Source organism: Pseudomonas sp. 22526, from assembly GCF_052044735.1.
Classification (GTDB): domain Bacteria; phylum Pseudomonadota; class Gammaproteobacteria; order Pseudomonadales; family Pseudomonadaceae; genus Aquipseudomonas; species Aquipseudomonas piscium.
This window is the reverse complement of record NZ_JBQENK010000008.1, coordinates 200300-216045: the sequence shown is the minus strand read 5'-3', so window position 1 is coordinate 216045 and position 15746 is coordinate 200300. Positions and strand designations below refer to the sequence as shown.

14 protein-coding genes are annotated in these 15746 nt (G+C 63.8%); 8 read left to right on the top strand and 6 right to left on the bottom strand.

The genetic code is table 11. From position 1 onward, the window contains the following. Positions 1-29 precede the first annotated feature (29 nt). Positions 30-1109, top strand: coding sequence for a tRNA epoxyqueuosine(34) reductase QueG (queG, locus tag ACTJKT_RS14545; protein WP_440787575.1), 1080 nt, complete (start codon positions 30-32; stop codon positions 1107-1109). On the opposite strand, the gene ACTJKT_RS14540 is transcribed toward queG, so the two are convergent. Together ACTJKT_RS14540 and orn are read right to left on the bottom strand one after the other, a co-directional pair. Beyond that, positions 1091-1705 (bottom strand): trimeric intracellular cation channel family protein, encoded by a 615-nt coding sequence (locus ACTJKT_RS14540; RefSeq protein ID WP_171820144.1) that lies wholly within the window; start codon positions 1703-1705, stop codon positions 1091-1093. The two genes, queG and ACTJKT_RS14540, sit on opposite strands and share 19 nt — an antisense overlap. 159 nt (positions 1706-1864) lie before the next feature. Continuing rightward, on the bottom strand, positions 1865-2407 hold the full coding sequence (gene orn, locus ACTJKT_RS14535; protein WP_007921399.1) for an oligoribonuclease: 543 nt from the start codon (positions 2405-2407) through the stop codon (positions 1865-1867). Positions 2408-2514: 107 nt separating this feature from the next. On the opposite strand from orn, the gene rsgA reads away from it, so the two are divergent. Then, positions 2515-3546 (top strand): small ribosomal subunit biogenesis GTPase RsgA, encoded by a 1032-nt coding sequence (gene rsgA, locus ACTJKT_RS14530; protein ID WP_440787574.1) that lies wholly within the window; start codon positions 2515-2517, stop codon positions 3544-3546. An 85-nt stretch (positions 3547-3631) separates the two neighbouring features. Here the strand turns inward: rsgA and motB are convergent, their stop codons facing one another. Next, positions 3632-4672 carry a flagellar motor protein MotB gene (gene motB / locus ACTJKT_RS14525; protein ID WP_274321197.1) on the bottom strand — a complete coding sequence of 347 codons (1041 nt, stop codon included), beginning with the start codon at positions 4670-4672 and terminating at the stop codon, positions 3632-3634. Positions 4673-4675: 3 nt separating this feature from the next. Further along, the gene (gene motA / locus ACTJKT_RS14520; RefSeq protein WP_007921402.1) at positions 4676-5527 is read right to left on the bottom strand and encodes a flagellar motor stator protein MotA; all 852 of its coding nucleotides are present in this window, start codon (positions 5525-5527) and stop codon (positions 4676-4678) included. A 165-nt stretch (positions 5528-5692) separates the two neighbouring features. Here motA and ACTJKT_RS14515 point away from each other — a divergent pair, with 165 nt between their 5' ends. From ACTJKT_RS14515 to asd, 3 genes are read left to right on the top strand one after another with little or no spacing between them, the layout of a single operon-like run. Beyond that, on the top strand, positions 5693-7231 hold the full coding sequence (locus ACTJKT_RS14515) for an HDOD domain-containing protein (protein WP_440787573.1): 1539 nt from the start codon (positions 5693-5695) through the stop codon (positions 7229-7231). A gap of 43 nt (positions 7232-7274) precedes the next feature. Then, positions 7275-8090 (top strand): thiosulfate sulfurtransferase, encoded by an 816-nt coding sequence (gene rhdA / locus ACTJKT_RS14510; RefSeq protein WP_106696368.1) that lies wholly within the window; start codon positions 7275-7277, stop codon positions 8088-8090. A gap of 17 nt (positions 8091-8107) precedes the next feature. Further along, on the top strand, positions 8108-8968 hold the full coding sequence (asd, locus tag ACTJKT_RS14505; RefSeq protein WP_440787572.1) for an archaetidylserine decarboxylase: 861 nt from the start codon (positions 8108-8110) through the stop codon (positions 8966-8968). Positions 8969-9103: 135 nt separating this feature from the next. Here asd and ACTJKT_RS14500 read toward each other — a convergent pair whose 3' ends face one another. Further along, entirely contained in the window at positions 9104-10057 is a 954-nt protein-coding gene (locus ACTJKT_RS14500; protein WP_440787571.1) for a LysR family transcriptional regulator, read from the bottom strand. 126 nt (positions 10058-10183) lie between these two features. Between ACTJKT_RS14500 and ACTJKT_RS14495 the strand changes: the two genes are divergently transcribed. Both ACTJKT_RS14495 and ACTJKT_RS14490 read left to right on the top strand, forming a co-directional pair. Beyond that, positions 10184-11359, top strand: coding sequence for a M20 aminoacylase family protein (locus ACTJKT_RS14495; RefSeq protein WP_440787570.1), 1176 nt, complete (start codon positions 10184-10186; stop codon positions 11357-11359). 17 nt (positions 11360-11376) lie between these two features. After that, a complete protein-coding gene (locus tag ACTJKT_RS14490; protein WP_440787569.1) occupies positions 11377-12687 on the top strand; it encodes an MFS transporter in 1311 nt (436 codons plus the stop codon). A gap of 90 nt (positions 12688-12777) precedes the next feature. Here ACTJKT_RS14490 and serB read toward each other — a convergent pair whose 3' ends face one another. Then, positions 12778-13992 (bottom strand): phosphoserine phosphatase SerB, encoded by a 1215-nt coding sequence (gene serB / locus ACTJKT_RS14485; protein WP_097305822.1) that lies wholly within the window; start codon positions 13990-13992, stop codon positions 12778-12780. Positions 13993-14126: 134 nt separating this feature from the next. Between serB and ACTJKT_RS14480 the strand changes: the two genes are divergently transcribed. Then, on the top strand, positions 14127-15671 hold the full coding sequence (locus tag ACTJKT_RS14480; RefSeq protein WP_440787568.1) for an AhpA/YtjB family protein: 1545 nt from the start codon (positions 14127-14129) through the stop codon (positions 15669-15671). The last annotated feature ends 75 nt before the right edge of the window (positions 15672-15746 follow it).

Sequence of the window (15746 nt, the reverse complement as noted above, 5' to 3'; positions counted from 1 at the left end):
CGCACCTCAGCCCCGGTTTCTCTCGCCTCATGCCTGCCATTACCACCGATCTGCCCGCCCTCGCCCAATCGATCAAGGATTGGGGCCGCGAGCTGGGCTTTCAGCAAGTCGGCATCAGCGGCCTGGACCTGGCCGAGCATGAGCAGCACCTGGAGCGCTGGCTCGAAGCGGGCTACCACGGCGAGATGGACTACATGGGCGCCCACGGCAGCAAACGCTCCCATCCGGACGAGCTGGTGCCCGGCACCCTGCGCGTGGTGTCCCTGCGCATGGATTACCTGCCCGGCGACACCCAGATGGCGCAACGCCTGGCCCAGCCGGAAAAAGCCTATGTCTCGCGCTACGCCCTGGGCCGCGACTACCACAAGCTGATCCGCAAGCGCGTGCAGCAACTGGCCGAGCGCATCCAGAAGGAAATCGGCCCGTTCGGCTATCGCGCCTTCGTCGACAGCGCCCCGGTGCTGGAAAAAGCCATCGCCGAACAGGCCGGGCTCGGCTGGATCGGCAAGAACACCCTGGTACTCAACCGCAAGGCCGGCAGCTACTTCTTCCTCAGCGAACTGTTCGTCGACCTGCCATTGCCGGTGGACGAGCCCCACGCCACCGAGCATTGCGGCCGCTGCACGGCGTGCCTGGACATCTGCCCGACCAATGCCTTCGTCGGCCCTTATGTACTGGACGCCCGGCGCTGCATTTCGTACCTGACCATCGAACTGAAAAACGCCATTCCCGAGGACCTGCGCCCACTGATCGGCAATCGGGTGTTCGGCTGCGACGACTGCCAGATCGTCTGCCCGTGGAACCGCTTCGCCCGCCCTTCCGGCGAAGGCGACTTCAAGCCACGCCACAACCTCGACAATGCCGAGCTGGCCGAACTGTTCATGTGGGACGAGGACAAGTTTCTCAGCAGCACCGAAGGCTCGCCGCTGCGCCGCGCCGGCTATGAGCGCTGGCTGCGCAACCTGGCGGTGGGGCTGGGCAACGCGCCGTCGAGCATTCCGGTGCTGGAAGCCCTGAAGGCCCGCCGGGACTACCCGTCAGAGCTGGTGCGCGAACACGTGGAATGGGCGCTGAAGCAACACGCCAGCCGTCACTGCTCGTCGTTGTAGACGAACTTGGGCATTTCCCAGTGAAAACGGATCGCCAGCAGACGCAGTAGGAAACCGCCGAACAGGGTGATGAGGATCGACTGCTCGCCGGGCAATTGCAGATAGATGCAGAGCATGTAGCACCAGGCCGCGGCGAACGAGACGCTGGCATACAGCTCGCGACGGAAGATCAACGGAATATCGTTGCAGAAGATGTCTCGCAGGATGCCGCCGAACACCCCGGTAATCACCCCGCTGACCGATGCCACCAGCATGCCGTGGCCCATTTCCAGGGCGGTCATGCAACCGATCAGGGTGAACGCCACCAGCCCCACGGCGTCGAGCACCAGAAACAGCGAACGCAGATGGCGCATCAAGGGCGCGATAAAGATGGTCACCAGGGCCGCGACCGAGGTCAGCACCAGGTATTCCGGGTGCTTGACCCAGGTCAGCGGGTAATGCCCCAGCAGCACGTCACGCACCGAACCGCCGCCCAGGGCCGTGACGCAAGCGATCAACACCACCCCGAACCAGTCCATGCCGCGACGACCGGCAGACAAGGCGCCAGTCATGGCTTCGGCGGTAATGGCAATCAGGTAAAGCATCAGCAGCATGATGGCGGTCCTTACAGGAAGGCGCGCAGTCTACTCAGTTGCTGCTGGCACCAAAAGGGGGCGCCAGCTGGAATTGCCGGAGACCGCAGCACGGTCTATCGCGNCGAACCTGTAGGAGCGAGGCTTGCCCGCGATGACGTCAGAACAGACGCCACCGAACCATCAAAGCTTGATGAAGTGCTTGCGGTAATGCTGCAGCTCGGCGATGGACTCGCGGATGTCGTCCAGCGCCAGGTGGGTGCTGCCTTTCTTGAAGCTGTCGCGCACGTCCGGCGCCCAGCGGGCCGCCAGTTCCTTGAGGGTGGAAACGTCCAGGTTGCGGTAGTGGAAGTAGCTTTCCAGCGCCTTCATATGGCGATACAGGAAGCGCCGGTCCTGGCAGATGCTGTTGCCACAGATCGGCGACTTGCCCTTGGGCACCCACTGCTCCAGGAAGGCGATGGTCTGCGCTTCGGCTTCAGCCATGCTGATGCGGCTTTCACGCACGCGCTGGGTCAGCCCAGAACCGCCGTGCTGACGGGTGTTCCACTCATCCATGCCGGCGAGAATTTCATCGCTCTGGTGGATGGCGATGACCGGGCCTTCAGCCAAGGTATTGAGATTGCTATCGGTGACGATGGTCGCCATCTCGATGATGACGTCGGTATCAGGGTTCAGACCGGTCATTTCCAGATCGATCCAGATCAGATTCTGCGGGTTTTGCATGTGTGGGCTCCTCGGCGTAGTTGCGCAGTTTAGCCTAGAGGGACCTGCTGGCGTGCTAAACTCGCGGCCGTTTTACCTAACCGCCGCATTCTCGACACGGAACACCAATGGCCAAACGCCAGCTCAATCGTCGCCAAAACTGGCGCATCGAAAAGATTCAAGGCGAACGCGCCGCCCGCGCCGCCAAACGTGAATCCTCTGCCGTGGAAGCACTGGAAGGCGGCGACCTCGGCCCCGAACAGACCGGCCTGGTGATCGCCCACTTCGGCGTGCAGGTCGAGGTCGAGGCGCGCGAAGGCGAACTGGCCGGCCAGGTGTTCCGCTGCCACTTGCGCGCCAACCTGCCGGCGCTGGTGACCGGCGACCAAGTGGTCTGGCGCCCGGGCAACCAGGGTATCGGCGTGATCGTCGCGCAACTGCCGCGCCACACCGAACTCTGCCGTCCCGACAGCCGCGGCCAGCTCAAGCCGGTCGCCGCCAACGTCGACATGATCGTGATCGTCTTCGCCCCGCTGCCCGAGCCCCATGCCAACCTGATCGACCGTTACCTGGTAGCGGCCGAACATGCCGGCATCCGCCCGCTGCTGCTGCTCAACAAGTTCGACCTGATCGACGAGCAGAACGCCCCTGCCCTGAACGCCCTGCTGGCGGTCTATCGGCAGCTGGGCTATCCGGTGCTGGAAGTCTCGGCTCATCACGGCAATGGCATGGAGCAGTTGCAAGCGCAGCTGGACGGGCGGATCAGCGTGTTCGTCGGCCAGTCTGGCGTGGGCAAGTCGTCGCTGGTGAACAGCCTGCTGCCGGAGGTCGAAACCCGTGTCGGGCCTTTGTCGGAGCTGTCCGGCCAGGGCACCCACACCACCACCACCGCGCGCCTGTTCCACTTCCCGGGCGGCGGCGAACTGATCGACTCCCCGGGGATTCGCGAATTCGGCCTGGGCCACGTCAGCCGCGCCGATGTCGAAGCGGGTTTCATCGAGTTCAACGATCTGCTGGGCACCTGCCGTTTCCGCGACTGCAAGCATGACCGCGAACCGGGCTGCGCCCTGCTCAAGGCCCTGGAAGACGGGCGCATCCAGCAGCAACGGATGAACAGCTATCGCTCGATCATCGCCAGCCTGCCGGACAACGGCTATTAATAAGTAGCCCTTGCAGAAACAAAAAAGGCCGCGATCATCGCGGCCTTTTTTATGAGCACTCTTTAACAGAGCCTGTTTTTACCCATCACCGCGCAGCGGGAGGCGTAGCTGCGGGTGCAGCCGCGCCTTCGGTCTTAGGTGCAGCATCGTCGAAGATATTCAGGCGCTCGCGCAGCTCATGGGCCGGCAAAGGCTCCTGCTCCGGCGGCAAGGCGTTCGGGTCGACCGGCACTTCGCCCGGGGCACCCTGGCCCTGGGTCGGTGCCGGAGCCTCGGGAGCGACTTCACCTTCGATCGCGCGCTGGGCCTTCTTGGTCAGCACCACGATGTCGATACGCCGGTTGATCGGGTTGAACGGATCCTTGCGATCGAACAGCGACGACGAGGCATAACCCACCACGCGAGCCACCTGAGCGTCCGGATAGCTGCCCGCCACCAGCGCCCGACGTGCGGCGTTGGCACGGTTGGCCGAAAGCTCCCAGTTGCCGAAATCGCCAGTGCCCGCGTAAGGCTTGGCATCGGTGTGACCGCTGATGCTGATCTTGTTCGGCACCGCCTTGATGGTGTCGGCCATGGCCAGCAGGATGTCCTCGAAGTACGGCTTCAGACGCGCACTGCCGGAGTCGAACATCGGCCGGTTTTCCGAATCGATGATCTGGATACGCAGGCCGTCCGGAGTGATCTCGAACAGGATCTGGTCCTTGAACTTCTGCAACTGCGGGTTTTCTTCGACCTTGTTCTGCAACTCCTGCAGCAACAGTTCCAGACGCTCTCTTTCCACCTGCTCGGCCATGCTCTCGACCTGATCGGTGTCGACCGTAACCTTGTCCGGCTGCGGCTGCGACTTGATCTCGGGGTTGAGCGTATTTTCCGGCGCCAGCTCGGGAGAACCGCCCAGGTCGATGATGTAGGGCGTGCCGCTTTCCGAGAAGCCGATCGGGTCCTTGAAGTAACCGGCGATGGCGATCTTCTGTTCCGGGGTGGCGGTGGACAACAGCCACAGCACCAGGAAGAACGCCATCATTGCCGTGGCGAAGTCGGCGAAGGCGATCTTCCACGCCCCGCCGTGATGCCCGCCGGCAAAGCGCTTGACGCGCTTGATGATAATCGGCTGATTGTTTTCCATGGCTTAGCGACCGCGAACCGCTTGTTCCAGCTCGGCGAAGCTTGGACGGTGCGCCGGGTACAGCACCTTGCGCCCGAACTCCACGGCCAGCGATGGCGGCATGCCGGAAGCCGAGGCCACCAGGGAAGCCTTGATGGCTTCGTAGACGTTCAGCTCTTCCTTGGCGTCATGCGCCAGGGAGTGGGCCAGCGGGCCGAAGAAGCCGTAGGCCGCGAGAATACCGAAGAAGGTACCGACCAGCGCGGCACCTACGTGCAGGCCGATGGATTTCTGGTCGCCATCGCCCAGGGACGCCATGGTCACCACGATACCCAGTACCGCCGCGACGATACCGAAACCCGGCATGCCGTCGGCGATGCCGTTGACCGCATGGGACGGATGCTCGAGGTCTTCCTTGAGGCTGAACAGCTCCATGTCGAACAGGCCTTCCAGCTCGTGGGGAGCCATGTTGCCGGAGGACATGATGCGCAGGTAGTCACAGATGAACGCGGTCATGCGCTCGTCTTTGAGTACGGATGGGTATTTGGCGAAAATCGGGCTGGCGGCGGCGTCTTCGATATCGCCCTCGATCGCCATCATGCCTTCGCGGCGGCTCTTGTTGAGGATCTCGTAGATCAGCCCCAGCACTTCCAGGTAGAAGGTCTGGGAAAAGCGCGAACCGAACATCCCCAAGGACTTCTTGAGCACGTGCATGGTCATGTAGCCGGGGTTTGCCTGCAGGAACGCCCCCAGCGCGGCGCCACCGATAATCAGAACCTCGAAAGGCTGGATCAGGGCGGCAATCTTGCCGTGAGAAAGCACGTATCCGCCGAGCACGCTCGCGAACACGACGATGATGCCGATAATTTTAGCCATAGGTAGGAAGGTACTTATTGAGTCGGGTTCAAGGTCATATTCGGAAGTTCTTAAAACTCTTCTTCTACTTATCGGCAAAACTGCGCCAGACTATAGGCCGTTAAGGCGAAAAGCCAGTTTGGCCCGCTCTGGGCGTGTTACAGCAGACGATGATTGCGCCCAGCCATGTCTAATGAAACGACAGTCCCAACTACCGCCCCCCACTCCCTCGAATCCTGGATAAAGCTGCTTGACGCGGTCCGCTTGCCGGTGCCGCAAGCCAGCCACGATCGGGTCTGCCAAGCCATCAGGGACAATCGCAGTTCGCTGCGCGACATTGCCGACCTGATGCAGGACAGCCCCGCGCTGGCCCTGAGCGTGATTCGCGAAGCCAATCGCCACACCCACGGCAGCATGAGCGAGCCGGCCGAGAACCTCGAGATCGCCCTCAACCGCCTGGGCCTCGCGCGTACCGAAGAATTGCTCGCCCGCCTGCCCGCCCAGCCCGAGCAGGAGATCCCGGTCGGGCTGCGCCAGTTGCAACTGATCAGCCAGCACGCGACCCAACAGGCCAACGGCTTTTTCGCCGGACGCCTGGCCAGGCTCTGGCAGGACATCCACTGGGGCAGCCTGCTGTTTCTCTCGCCGCTGTGGCCCCTGGCGCTGACCTATCCAAAACTGCTCGAAGAGTGGGAGCTGCGTGTCGTCCACAAGGCCGAACCGGCCCAGGAGGTCGAGCAGCAACTGTTCGGCGTCGGCCTGCTTCAGCTGGGCCTGGCCCTGGTGGAGGTCTGGCACTTGCCGATCTGGGTACAGCAAGGCTACCGCCTGCTGATCGACGAGCAGGAGCAGTTGGTCAAGGCCCTGCATATCGCCCGGGACAACGCCCATCCGCTGCACCAGCAACAATGCCTGGATGCCGACCCGGCCCTGCAGCGCTGGCTGAACCAGCCGGCCAACTGTGTGTTGCTGGCCAACGCCCTGGCCCTCTCGGCGCAAGAGTCCTGGACCGGCCCGCACTGCATGCGCTGGCAATACCTGACCAGCCTGTACCTGCAGATGTCGATGGACGAGCTGCAACAACAGTTGCACCAGCAAGCCGCGCAGAGTGCCCGGCATCACCATATGCCCGACCTGTGGCACCCGGCCGAGGCGCTGCTCTGGCCCTGGGAGGCCCGGCGTGTGCATCGCGGCGAGCTCCCGGTCGCCGCGCCAACCGCCGAAGACCTGGGCAAATGGCGCAAGCAGTGCAGCGAACTGCTGGTGGAACCCAGTCGCTTCAGCAACGCCATGCACCTGACCACCTTTGCCCGCGACGCCCTGGTGGCGTGCGGCATGCGCCGGGTGATGCTGTTGATGATCGACCGCACCCGGACCCAGTTGCGGGTGCATCAGATCGCCGGGTTGCCTGCGCAAGCCTCGAGCCTGATGCTGACGATCGGCCAGAGCAGCGTATTGCAGCGGCTGCTGGACGCCCCGGCGCAAGTACGCCTGACGCCGACCAACAACGCCCAGTTCTCCGCCCGCCTGCCCGCCAGCCTGCGCACGCTGTTTCGTGGCGAGCACCTGCTGATGCGCTCGGTACCCAGCAATGGCCGGGTGATCATGCTGATCGTCGCCGACCAGGGTGGCCAGCCTTTCTCGGAAATCTCCGTACAGGCGTTCGGCAAGACCGCCCAGTGCATCGAAAAGGCCCTGCACAGCTTTACCAACCGCAGCCGCTGACGCTTGCGCTACAATCCCTCCCTTTGTGCCCTGGAGACCTCACATGCCTGACTTCTCTGGCTTGCCGCTGGTGATCGAGCCGAGCGACCTGCTCCCTCGCCTGGACGCCCGCGAACTGATCCTGGTGGACCTGACCAGCGCCGCCCGCTATGCCGCGGGCCACATCCCCGGCGCGCGCTTCGTCGACCCCAAACGCACCCAGCTCGGTCAGGCGCCGGCGCCCGGGCTGATGCCGCCACAGGCGGCCCTGGAAGCCCTGTTCGGCGAGCTGGGGCATAACCCGGACGCGGTCTACGTGGTCTACGACGACGAAGGCGGCGGCTGGGCCGGGCGCTTCATCTGGCTGCTGGATGTCATCGGCCACTCGCGTTACCACTACCTGGACGGCGGGCTGCTGGCCTGGCTGGCGGACGGCCTGCCGGTCTCGAATGAAGTCCCGGCAGCCGTCGGCGGCCCTGTCGCCCTGACCCTGCACGACGAGCCGACCGCCACCCGCGAATACCTGCAAAGCCGTCTCGGCGCGGCCGACCTGGCGATCTGGGATGCCCGCGGCCCGTTGGAGTACTCGGGGGAGAAAGTCCTCGCCGCCAAGGGTGGGCATATTCCCGGCGCGATCAACTTCGAGTGGACCGCCGGCATGGACCAGGCGCGCAACCTGCGGATCCGCGGCGACATGCCGCAGATCCTCGAACAGCTCGGTATCAGCAAAGACAAAGAAGTGATTACCCACTGCCAGACTCACCATCGCTCTGGCTTCACCTATCTGGTGGCCAAGGCGCTCGGTTATCCGCGAGTCAAAGGCTATGCCGGTTCCTGGGGCGAATGGGGCAACCACCCTGACACGCCCGTAGAGATTTAAAGGTTTAAGGACAGTTAATGAAAAAGCGTTTGTTTATCCTCAGCCAGTACCTGCTGCCTCACCACCTGCTGTCGCGCCTGGCCGGCTGCATCGCCGAGTGCCGCGTGCGCTGGTTCAAGAATGCCTTCACCGCCTGGTTCGCCAAGCGTTATCAGGTGGACATGTCGCAAGCGCTGGTGGAAGACCTGACCGCCTATGAGCACTTCAATGCCTTCTTCACCCGTGCCCTGAAAGACGGCGCCCGCCCGCTGGACCAGACTCCGGGCGCGATCCTCAGCCCGGCCGACGGCGCGGTCAGCCAGCTCGGCCCGATCGAACACGGCCGGGTGTTCCAGGCCAAGGGCCACAGCTTCAGCGTGCTGGAACTGCTGGGTGGCGATTCGGCCCTGGCAGCGCCGTTCATGGGCGGCGATTTCGCCACCATCTACCTGTCGCCGAAGGACTACCACCGCGTGCACATGCCGCTGGCCGGCACCCTGCGGGAAATGGTCTACGTGCCGGGGCGGATCTTCTCGGTCAACCAGACCACCGCGGAAAACGTGCCGGAACTGTTCGCCCGCAACGAGCGCGTGGTGTGCGTTTTCGATACCGAGCGCGGCCCGATGGCCGTGGTCCTGGTGGGCGCGATGATCGTGGCCTCGATCGAAACCGTCTGGGCCGGCCTGGTGACTCCGCCGAAGCGCGAACTGAAGACAGTGCGCTACGACGAAGCCGCCCGCGCACCGATCCACCTGGAAAAAGGCGCCGAATTGGGCCGCTTCAAGCTGGGCTCCACCGCGATCGTGCTGTTCGGTCCGGATCAGGTGCAGTGGGCCGAAACACTGGCCGCCGGCTCGCCGGTCCAGATGGGCCAGAGCCTGACGTCGGCAAACGCCTGAGGCGGTTGACCGCGCACTGAAGAGCGAGCAGCTCCAGGCGCGATGAAACCCCGCCAGTTCGGGGAAGCGTCCGAAGAATGCCGCCGGTCTTTCGACAGGCGGCATTTTTTTGCCCGTCGCAAGCTCCCGACGCAACTAGAACAACAAGTTCAGCATCTCGCTCAGGGCACGATCCGTCGGGTGCGACGAACGGCTTTTCTGCTTCAGGCTCTGTTGCAGGCAGTCAATAAAACACATCGCGGCATAACTGTGGGTATGCCCCTGATGACTGATGATGCCCATGGCCTGCTCATCCATCTGCTCGCGCAGCGCCAAGGCTTGCACATGGGGCTGGAAGCCGGGGCACAGCAACAATGGCTCCGGGCCGAAGCTCAGCATGCCGGCTTGCAGCACCATGCTCGACAGCAGGGTCATCGAATGGGCACAGATCAAGCGCTCGGGACCGATGCCCAACCCATGCCGGCCGAACAACGAGTGCATCACCTGCTCATAAGTGACCGGGCTGTAGTTGACTGCCCAGTCCTGCTCCAGCAACTCCTCCAGGGAACTGGCCTGCAACGCCGGATGGCCATGGCGGGCGAAGACCCGGCAAGGGTGGATCAGCAACGGCTGGCAATGGAACTCCTGGGCGGAAATGCTGCTGAACAGCGGGCCGATGGCGAAGTCCATCTGACCATCCCGTAGCAGAGGCAAGGCTACCGCCAGCAATCCCTCGAACAACTCCAGGCGAATCTCCGGCATGCGCTGGCGAAACAGCCGCACCACATCCGGCAACAGCGTTTCAGCCAGCCAGGGCGTGACCCCGACGCAGAGGCGGGCTGCGTGCTGGCCGCGCAAGGCGGCCAGTTCGTCCTCGGCTCGCTCCAGTTGCCTGAGCACCTGCCGGGCATGCTTGAGCAGTATCCGTCCGGCATCGTTCAGCCGCGTACCGCCGGCATGGCGTTGCAGCAAGGGCAACTGCTGTTCGGCCTCCAGCTCGCGCAAGCTTTTGCTGACCGCGGCTTGCGACAGGAACAGCGCCTTGGCGGCGGCGCGGATGCTGCCGTGCTCCGCCATGGCGATCAATGCCTGCAACTGATGGATCTTCATTGTTCTTCTCCCCCCATCAACCAGAAGTGCTACTGACAACTTTTTTGCGCCTTCCCGGTGTTCTGGGTTGCTTCTAGTATCCCCAGGCCTAGGTCATAACCCCAAAAACAATAAGGAGACATCGTCATGGGCGCGTCCACCATCTTGCCCGGTATCCGTGAAATCACCCCATCCATGATCGCCCTGCGCCATGAGATCCATGCCCATCCCGAACTGGGATTCGAAGAGTTCGAGACCCGCGCCCAGGTGATTCGCTGCCTGCAGGATTGGGGCTACGACATTCACGAAGGGCTGGGGGAAACCGGTGTGGTCGGCACACTGCGCAATGGAGAAGGGCCCGCTATCGGCCTGCGCGCCGATATGGATGCCCTGCCGATCCAGGAAACCACCGGCCTGCCCTGGGCCAGTCGGGTCGAGGGCAAGATGCACGCCTGCGGCCACGACGGCCATACCGCTATGCTGCTGGCCGCGGCCTGGGACCTGGCCAAGCGCCGGCCTTTTCGTGGCACCCTGCATCTGTTCTTTCAGCCGTCCGAAGAAGGTCATGGCGGCTCCGGGGCCAAGCGCATGCTGGATGATGGCCTGTTCGACCTGTTCCCCTGCCAGGCGATTTTCGCCATGCACAATATGCCGGGGGTGCCCCTGGGCAAGCTGGGCTTCCTGCCTGGGCCGTTCATGGCTTCCACCGATACCGCCACCATCCGCATCCAGGCCACCGGCGGCCACGGCGCGATGCCGCACAAGGCCGTGGACCCGATCGTGGTCTGTGCCTCACTGGTGATGGCCCTGCAAAGCATTGTGTCGCGCAACGTGCCTCCCCTGGAGACGGCCGTCATCACCGTGGGGGCGATCATGGCCGGCGAGGCCCCCAACGTGATTCCGGAAACCGCGCAAATGCGCCTGAGCATACGCGCCTTGTGCCCGGACATCCGCGAGCTGTTGCGTCAACGCATCATCGCCCTGGCTGAGGCCCAGGCCGCGGGATTTGGCGCCCGTGCCGAGGTGGATTACGAATATGGCTATCCGCTGCTGGTCAATGATGCCGCGGCGACCCGGCTGGCCGAGGCAGTGGCGCGAGACTGGCTCGGGGAGGAAGGGTTGGTGACGAACATGCAGCCGCTGACCGGCAGCGAGGATTTCGCCTTCTGGCTGGAGCAGGTACCAGGCTGCTACCTGATTATCGGCAATGGCGACGGCGAAGGCGGCTGCATGGTGCATAACCCGGGTTATGACTTCAACGACCAGGCCTTGCCGATCGGCGCAAGCTACTGGGTCAAGCTGGTGGAACGCTATCTGGCCTGACTCCGGGAGGACTTGCCATGACCGCTTTACAGGAAGCGCCGGCGCTCAGTGCGTCGGCTCCTAGTCGGCGCGCCATTATCGCCATCACACTGGGCAACGCCCTGGAGTTCTACGACTTCATCGTCTACAGCGCCCTGGCCACCTTGATGGGGCGCCTGTTCTTTCCATTCAGCGATGAACCCTTGTTGCAATTGATGCTGTCGCTGGCGGTATTTGGCACCGGCTTTATCAGCCGGCCCATCGGCGGCATTCTGATTGGCCTGTATGCCGACCGCCGAGGCCGCAAACCGGCGTTGCGACTGAGCCTCTGGCTGATGGCCATTGGTTCGCTGCTGTTCGTGATCGCCCCCACTTACGCCCAGGCCGGCCTGCTGGGCCCGCTGCTGGTGCTGCTGGCGCGCCTGGTGCAAGGCTTTGCCGTGGGCGGCCAGGTCGGTGCGGCCACCTCCATGCTGATGGAGTACGCCAACGACCGCACACGCGGCTACTACTGTAGCTGGCAGCTGTTGAGCCAGGGCCTGGGGGTGCTCTGCGGCACATTGGTGGTGGCGTTGCTGGGCGCAGTCCTGTCACCGGAAGCCATGGACAGTTGGGGCTGGCGGATGGTGTTCGCGGTCGGCGTGCTGACGATTCCGGTAGGTGAATACATTCGCCACCGGCTGGATGAAACCGCCGCCGTGAGCACAAGCTCGTCCCCAGGTGAGCCTGCGCCAGACCAGGAACCGGCGGGGCCGCTGCTGCGCCAGCACTCGCGGCAGATTATCGCCGGAGTGCTAGTGGCGGTGGGGGCAACGGCACCGACCTTTATCATTGGCCACTACCTGGCCAACCATGCCGTGACCTTGCTCGGCATGCCACTGTCGGTGGCAATCTGGGCAGCCTCGGCGTCGGCGTTGCTGATGGTGCTGCTGTCGGTCCCGGCGGGTCGACTGAGCGACCGCATCGGCCGGCGCCGATCGATCCTGCTGCCGCGGCTGGCGCTGCTGGTGCTGATCTACCCTGGCTTCCTGCTGCTGCATGCCATGCCCGGCCTGCCCATGCTGCTATTGGTAGTCAGCCTACTGAGCGTGCCTTTGGTGTATACCTCGGTACCCACCCTGGCAGTGTTGCCGGAGCTGTTTCCACGCCGCATCCGCGCCAGCGGCATGTCCATCGTCTATTGCCTGGGAGTCATGGTGTTCGGCGGTTTTGCGCAGTTCTTCGCCTCCGGCCTGATCAAGCTCACGGGCGACCCCAGCTCGCCGGCCTGGTATGTGATGGCCTGCATTCTGTTGTCGCTGATCGGCCTGGCCATGGTGCCGGAAACCGCAGGCAAGGCCTTGGACTAGGCCTCCCGCCGCCGGCCTGGAGAGCATCGGGCCGGCAGCGGACTCAGGTTCCGCGGTGCGCGGTCTGGCGACGGCGCACCTCCTGCCGGATCAGTTTTGTCCGTCGCGATCGCGGAAACCCAGCAGATAAAGCACACCATCCAGGCCCAGGGTGGAAATCGCCTGCTTGGCCGACTGCTTGACCAGCGGCTTGGCGCGGAAGGCCACGCCCAGGCCGGCGATCGCCAGCATCGGCAGGTCGTTGGCGCCGTCGCCGACCGCGATGGTCTGCTCCAGACGCAACCCTTCCTTGGCGGCCAGTTCGCGCAGCAGATCGGCCTTGCGCTGGGCGTCGACAATCGGCTCGACCGCGACACCGGTCACCTTGCCGTCGACCACTTCCAGCTCGTTGGCGAATACGTAGTCGATCCCCAGCTTGGCCTGCAATTGCTTGGCGAAGTAGGTGAAGCCGCCTGAAAGGATCGCGGTCTTGTAGCCCAGGCGCTTGAGTTCGGCGAACAGGGTCTCGGCGCCCTCGGTCAGGCGCAGCGACGCGCCGATGGAGTCCAGCACCTTGATATCCAGGCCCTGGAGCAAGGCCAGGCGTTCCTTGAAGCTGGCCCGGAAATCCAGTTCGCCGGCCATGGCCCGCTCGGTGATTTCCGCTACTCGGTCACCCACGCCTGCGGCCTTGGCCAGCTCGTCGATGACTTCCGCCTCGATCAGCGTCGAGTCCATGTCGAACACCGCCAGGCGGCGGTTACGACGGAACAGCGAGTCTTCCTGGAAGGCGATATCGACGTTCAGCTCCTGGGCGACGCTCAGGAACTCGGCGCGCAACGCCTGCGGATCGGCCGCTTCGCCACGCACGGAGAACTCGATGCAACCCTTGCCCTTGTCGGCCGGGGTGTCCAGCGGCATGCGCCCGGAGAGGCGATCGATATGGTCGATGTTCAAGCCGTACTTGGCGGTGATCGAACTGACGCGCTGCAACTGCTCCGCGGTGACCTTGCGGGTCAGCAGGGTGACGATATGGCGCTTCTTGCCCTGGCCGCCGACCCACTGCTGGTAATCCTCTTCGGAAACCGGCGTGAAACGGACCTGCTGGTCCAGCTCATAGGCAGTGAACAGGATGTCCTTGAGCACCGACGAGCTCTGCTCGTTGTCCGGAATTTCAACCAGGATGCCGAACGACAGAGTGTCGTGAATCACCGCCTGACCGATGTCGAGAATGTTCACACCAGCCTGGGCCAGAACGCCGGTAATGGCCGCAGTGAGACCCGGACGGTCTTCACCAGTGATGTTTATCAGGACGATTTCGCGCAAGGCGCACCCCCGCAGGTGGAAAAAAACCGCATTCTACCCACTTTCAGTGACCATCGGGCACAGCCAGCGCTTTGCCGGTCTAGGGCCTGTCGCTATACTGCGCCTCAACTTCACGGACAAAAGAGCCGAGCTCAGTGAACCGGCCCACGCCAGTTAAAACCGATAACTTCTTCCTGCTGATCTTCCGTGCACTGCGCCATCGCCGTGTACCGATTGCATTGCGCATTGCCAGCCATAACGTGATCCTGGTCGCCCTGGCCCTGGTGATCTATGCCTGCGTGATGGGGCTGCAATTCAAGCAGGCCATGCACGAACAAGCCGACGCCCTGGGTCAGAGCCTGACCACCCAGACCGCGACCTCGGCCACCGAGTTGTTGGTGTCCAACGACATCCTCAGTCTCAACGTGCTGCTGAATAACCTGACCAAGAACCCGCTGGTGGCCCACGCGGCGATCTATAGCGTGGACAACCGCATCCTCGCCGAGGCCGGTCAGCGCCCGAAAAGCAGCCTGCTGGGTGAAACCGAAGGCGTCTACCAGACCAAGATCACCTTCCAGGACGTGACCGCGGGCAACCTGCGCATCAGCCTGGACATGGAACAATTCCAGCAGCCGATGACCATCAGCCTGCAGAGCATGGGCATTCTCAGCGCCATCCTGCTGGCCTTGGCCCTGGCCTTGAGCCTGCGCCTGGGGCGGCACATCTCCACTCCGCTGATGCAACTGCGGGTCTGGCTGCGGGATATCGACGAACACACCCCGGCCACCCAGCGCCAGGACGAGATCGGCGACCTGGCGCGCCAGCTGCACGCCAGCTTCGCGCCGGAGAAGGTCGAGCCGGAACCCGAACCGGAAGCCGAGATCGACGATACCGACTACGACGACAGAGAAGACGCGGAACCGACCTTCGAGGTGCGCAACCTGCGTGACCCGAGCTTCGATGAAAGCGCTCCGGTGGCCGGCCTCAAACCCGCGCCACGGCACGTGGTCAACGCCGAAGAGGATCTGGCCGACGATGAAGACCCGTTCGCCGATCTTCGCGACAGCTCGTCCACCGCGACCGCTGCCAAGCCGATCGTAAAACCTGCGGTACCGACCCAACCGCAGCACAGCGCGGTACTGGCCGTGCAACTGGGCGCCCAGGAGCAACTGCGCCGCCTGCCCCGGGCCCGCCTGACGGAATTGCTGGAGCGTTATCGCGACTGTCTCGACCAGGCTGCTTCGCTGTACCAGAGCGAACTGCACACCCTGAACGACGGCAGCACGCTGATGCTGTTCCACAGCGAAGACAGCGGCGACGACTACCTGACCAACGCCATCTGCTGCGGCGAATTGCTGCGCGCCCTGGGCCACGCCCTGCAAATCGAAGTGGCCGACAGCGGCATCACCCTGCAGCTGCAACTGGGCCTGACCCTGGGCGACGAGCTGTTCGGCCTGAGCCAGATCGATCTGCTGCTGACCGAGACCGCCCAAGACGCCCTGGCACTGTCCCAGCACAGCCGCAACCTGCTGCTGGTCGAGCGCAAGATCAACGACGACGCCCTGATTCGTCAGCGCGCGCGCATCCGTCCGATCGCCAGCCCGGAAGGTGCCTGCTGCGTCGAGCGCCTGATGGAGCCCTACCCATCGATGCTGGAACGGCAACTGGCGCGGATGCACGAGACCCGGGCCAAGCTGTAAGCCAGCCGCCCAACAAAAAGCCCGCAGCGATGCGGGCTTTTTGTTGGGCGTTGTTCGGGCTGACGCCATCGCGGG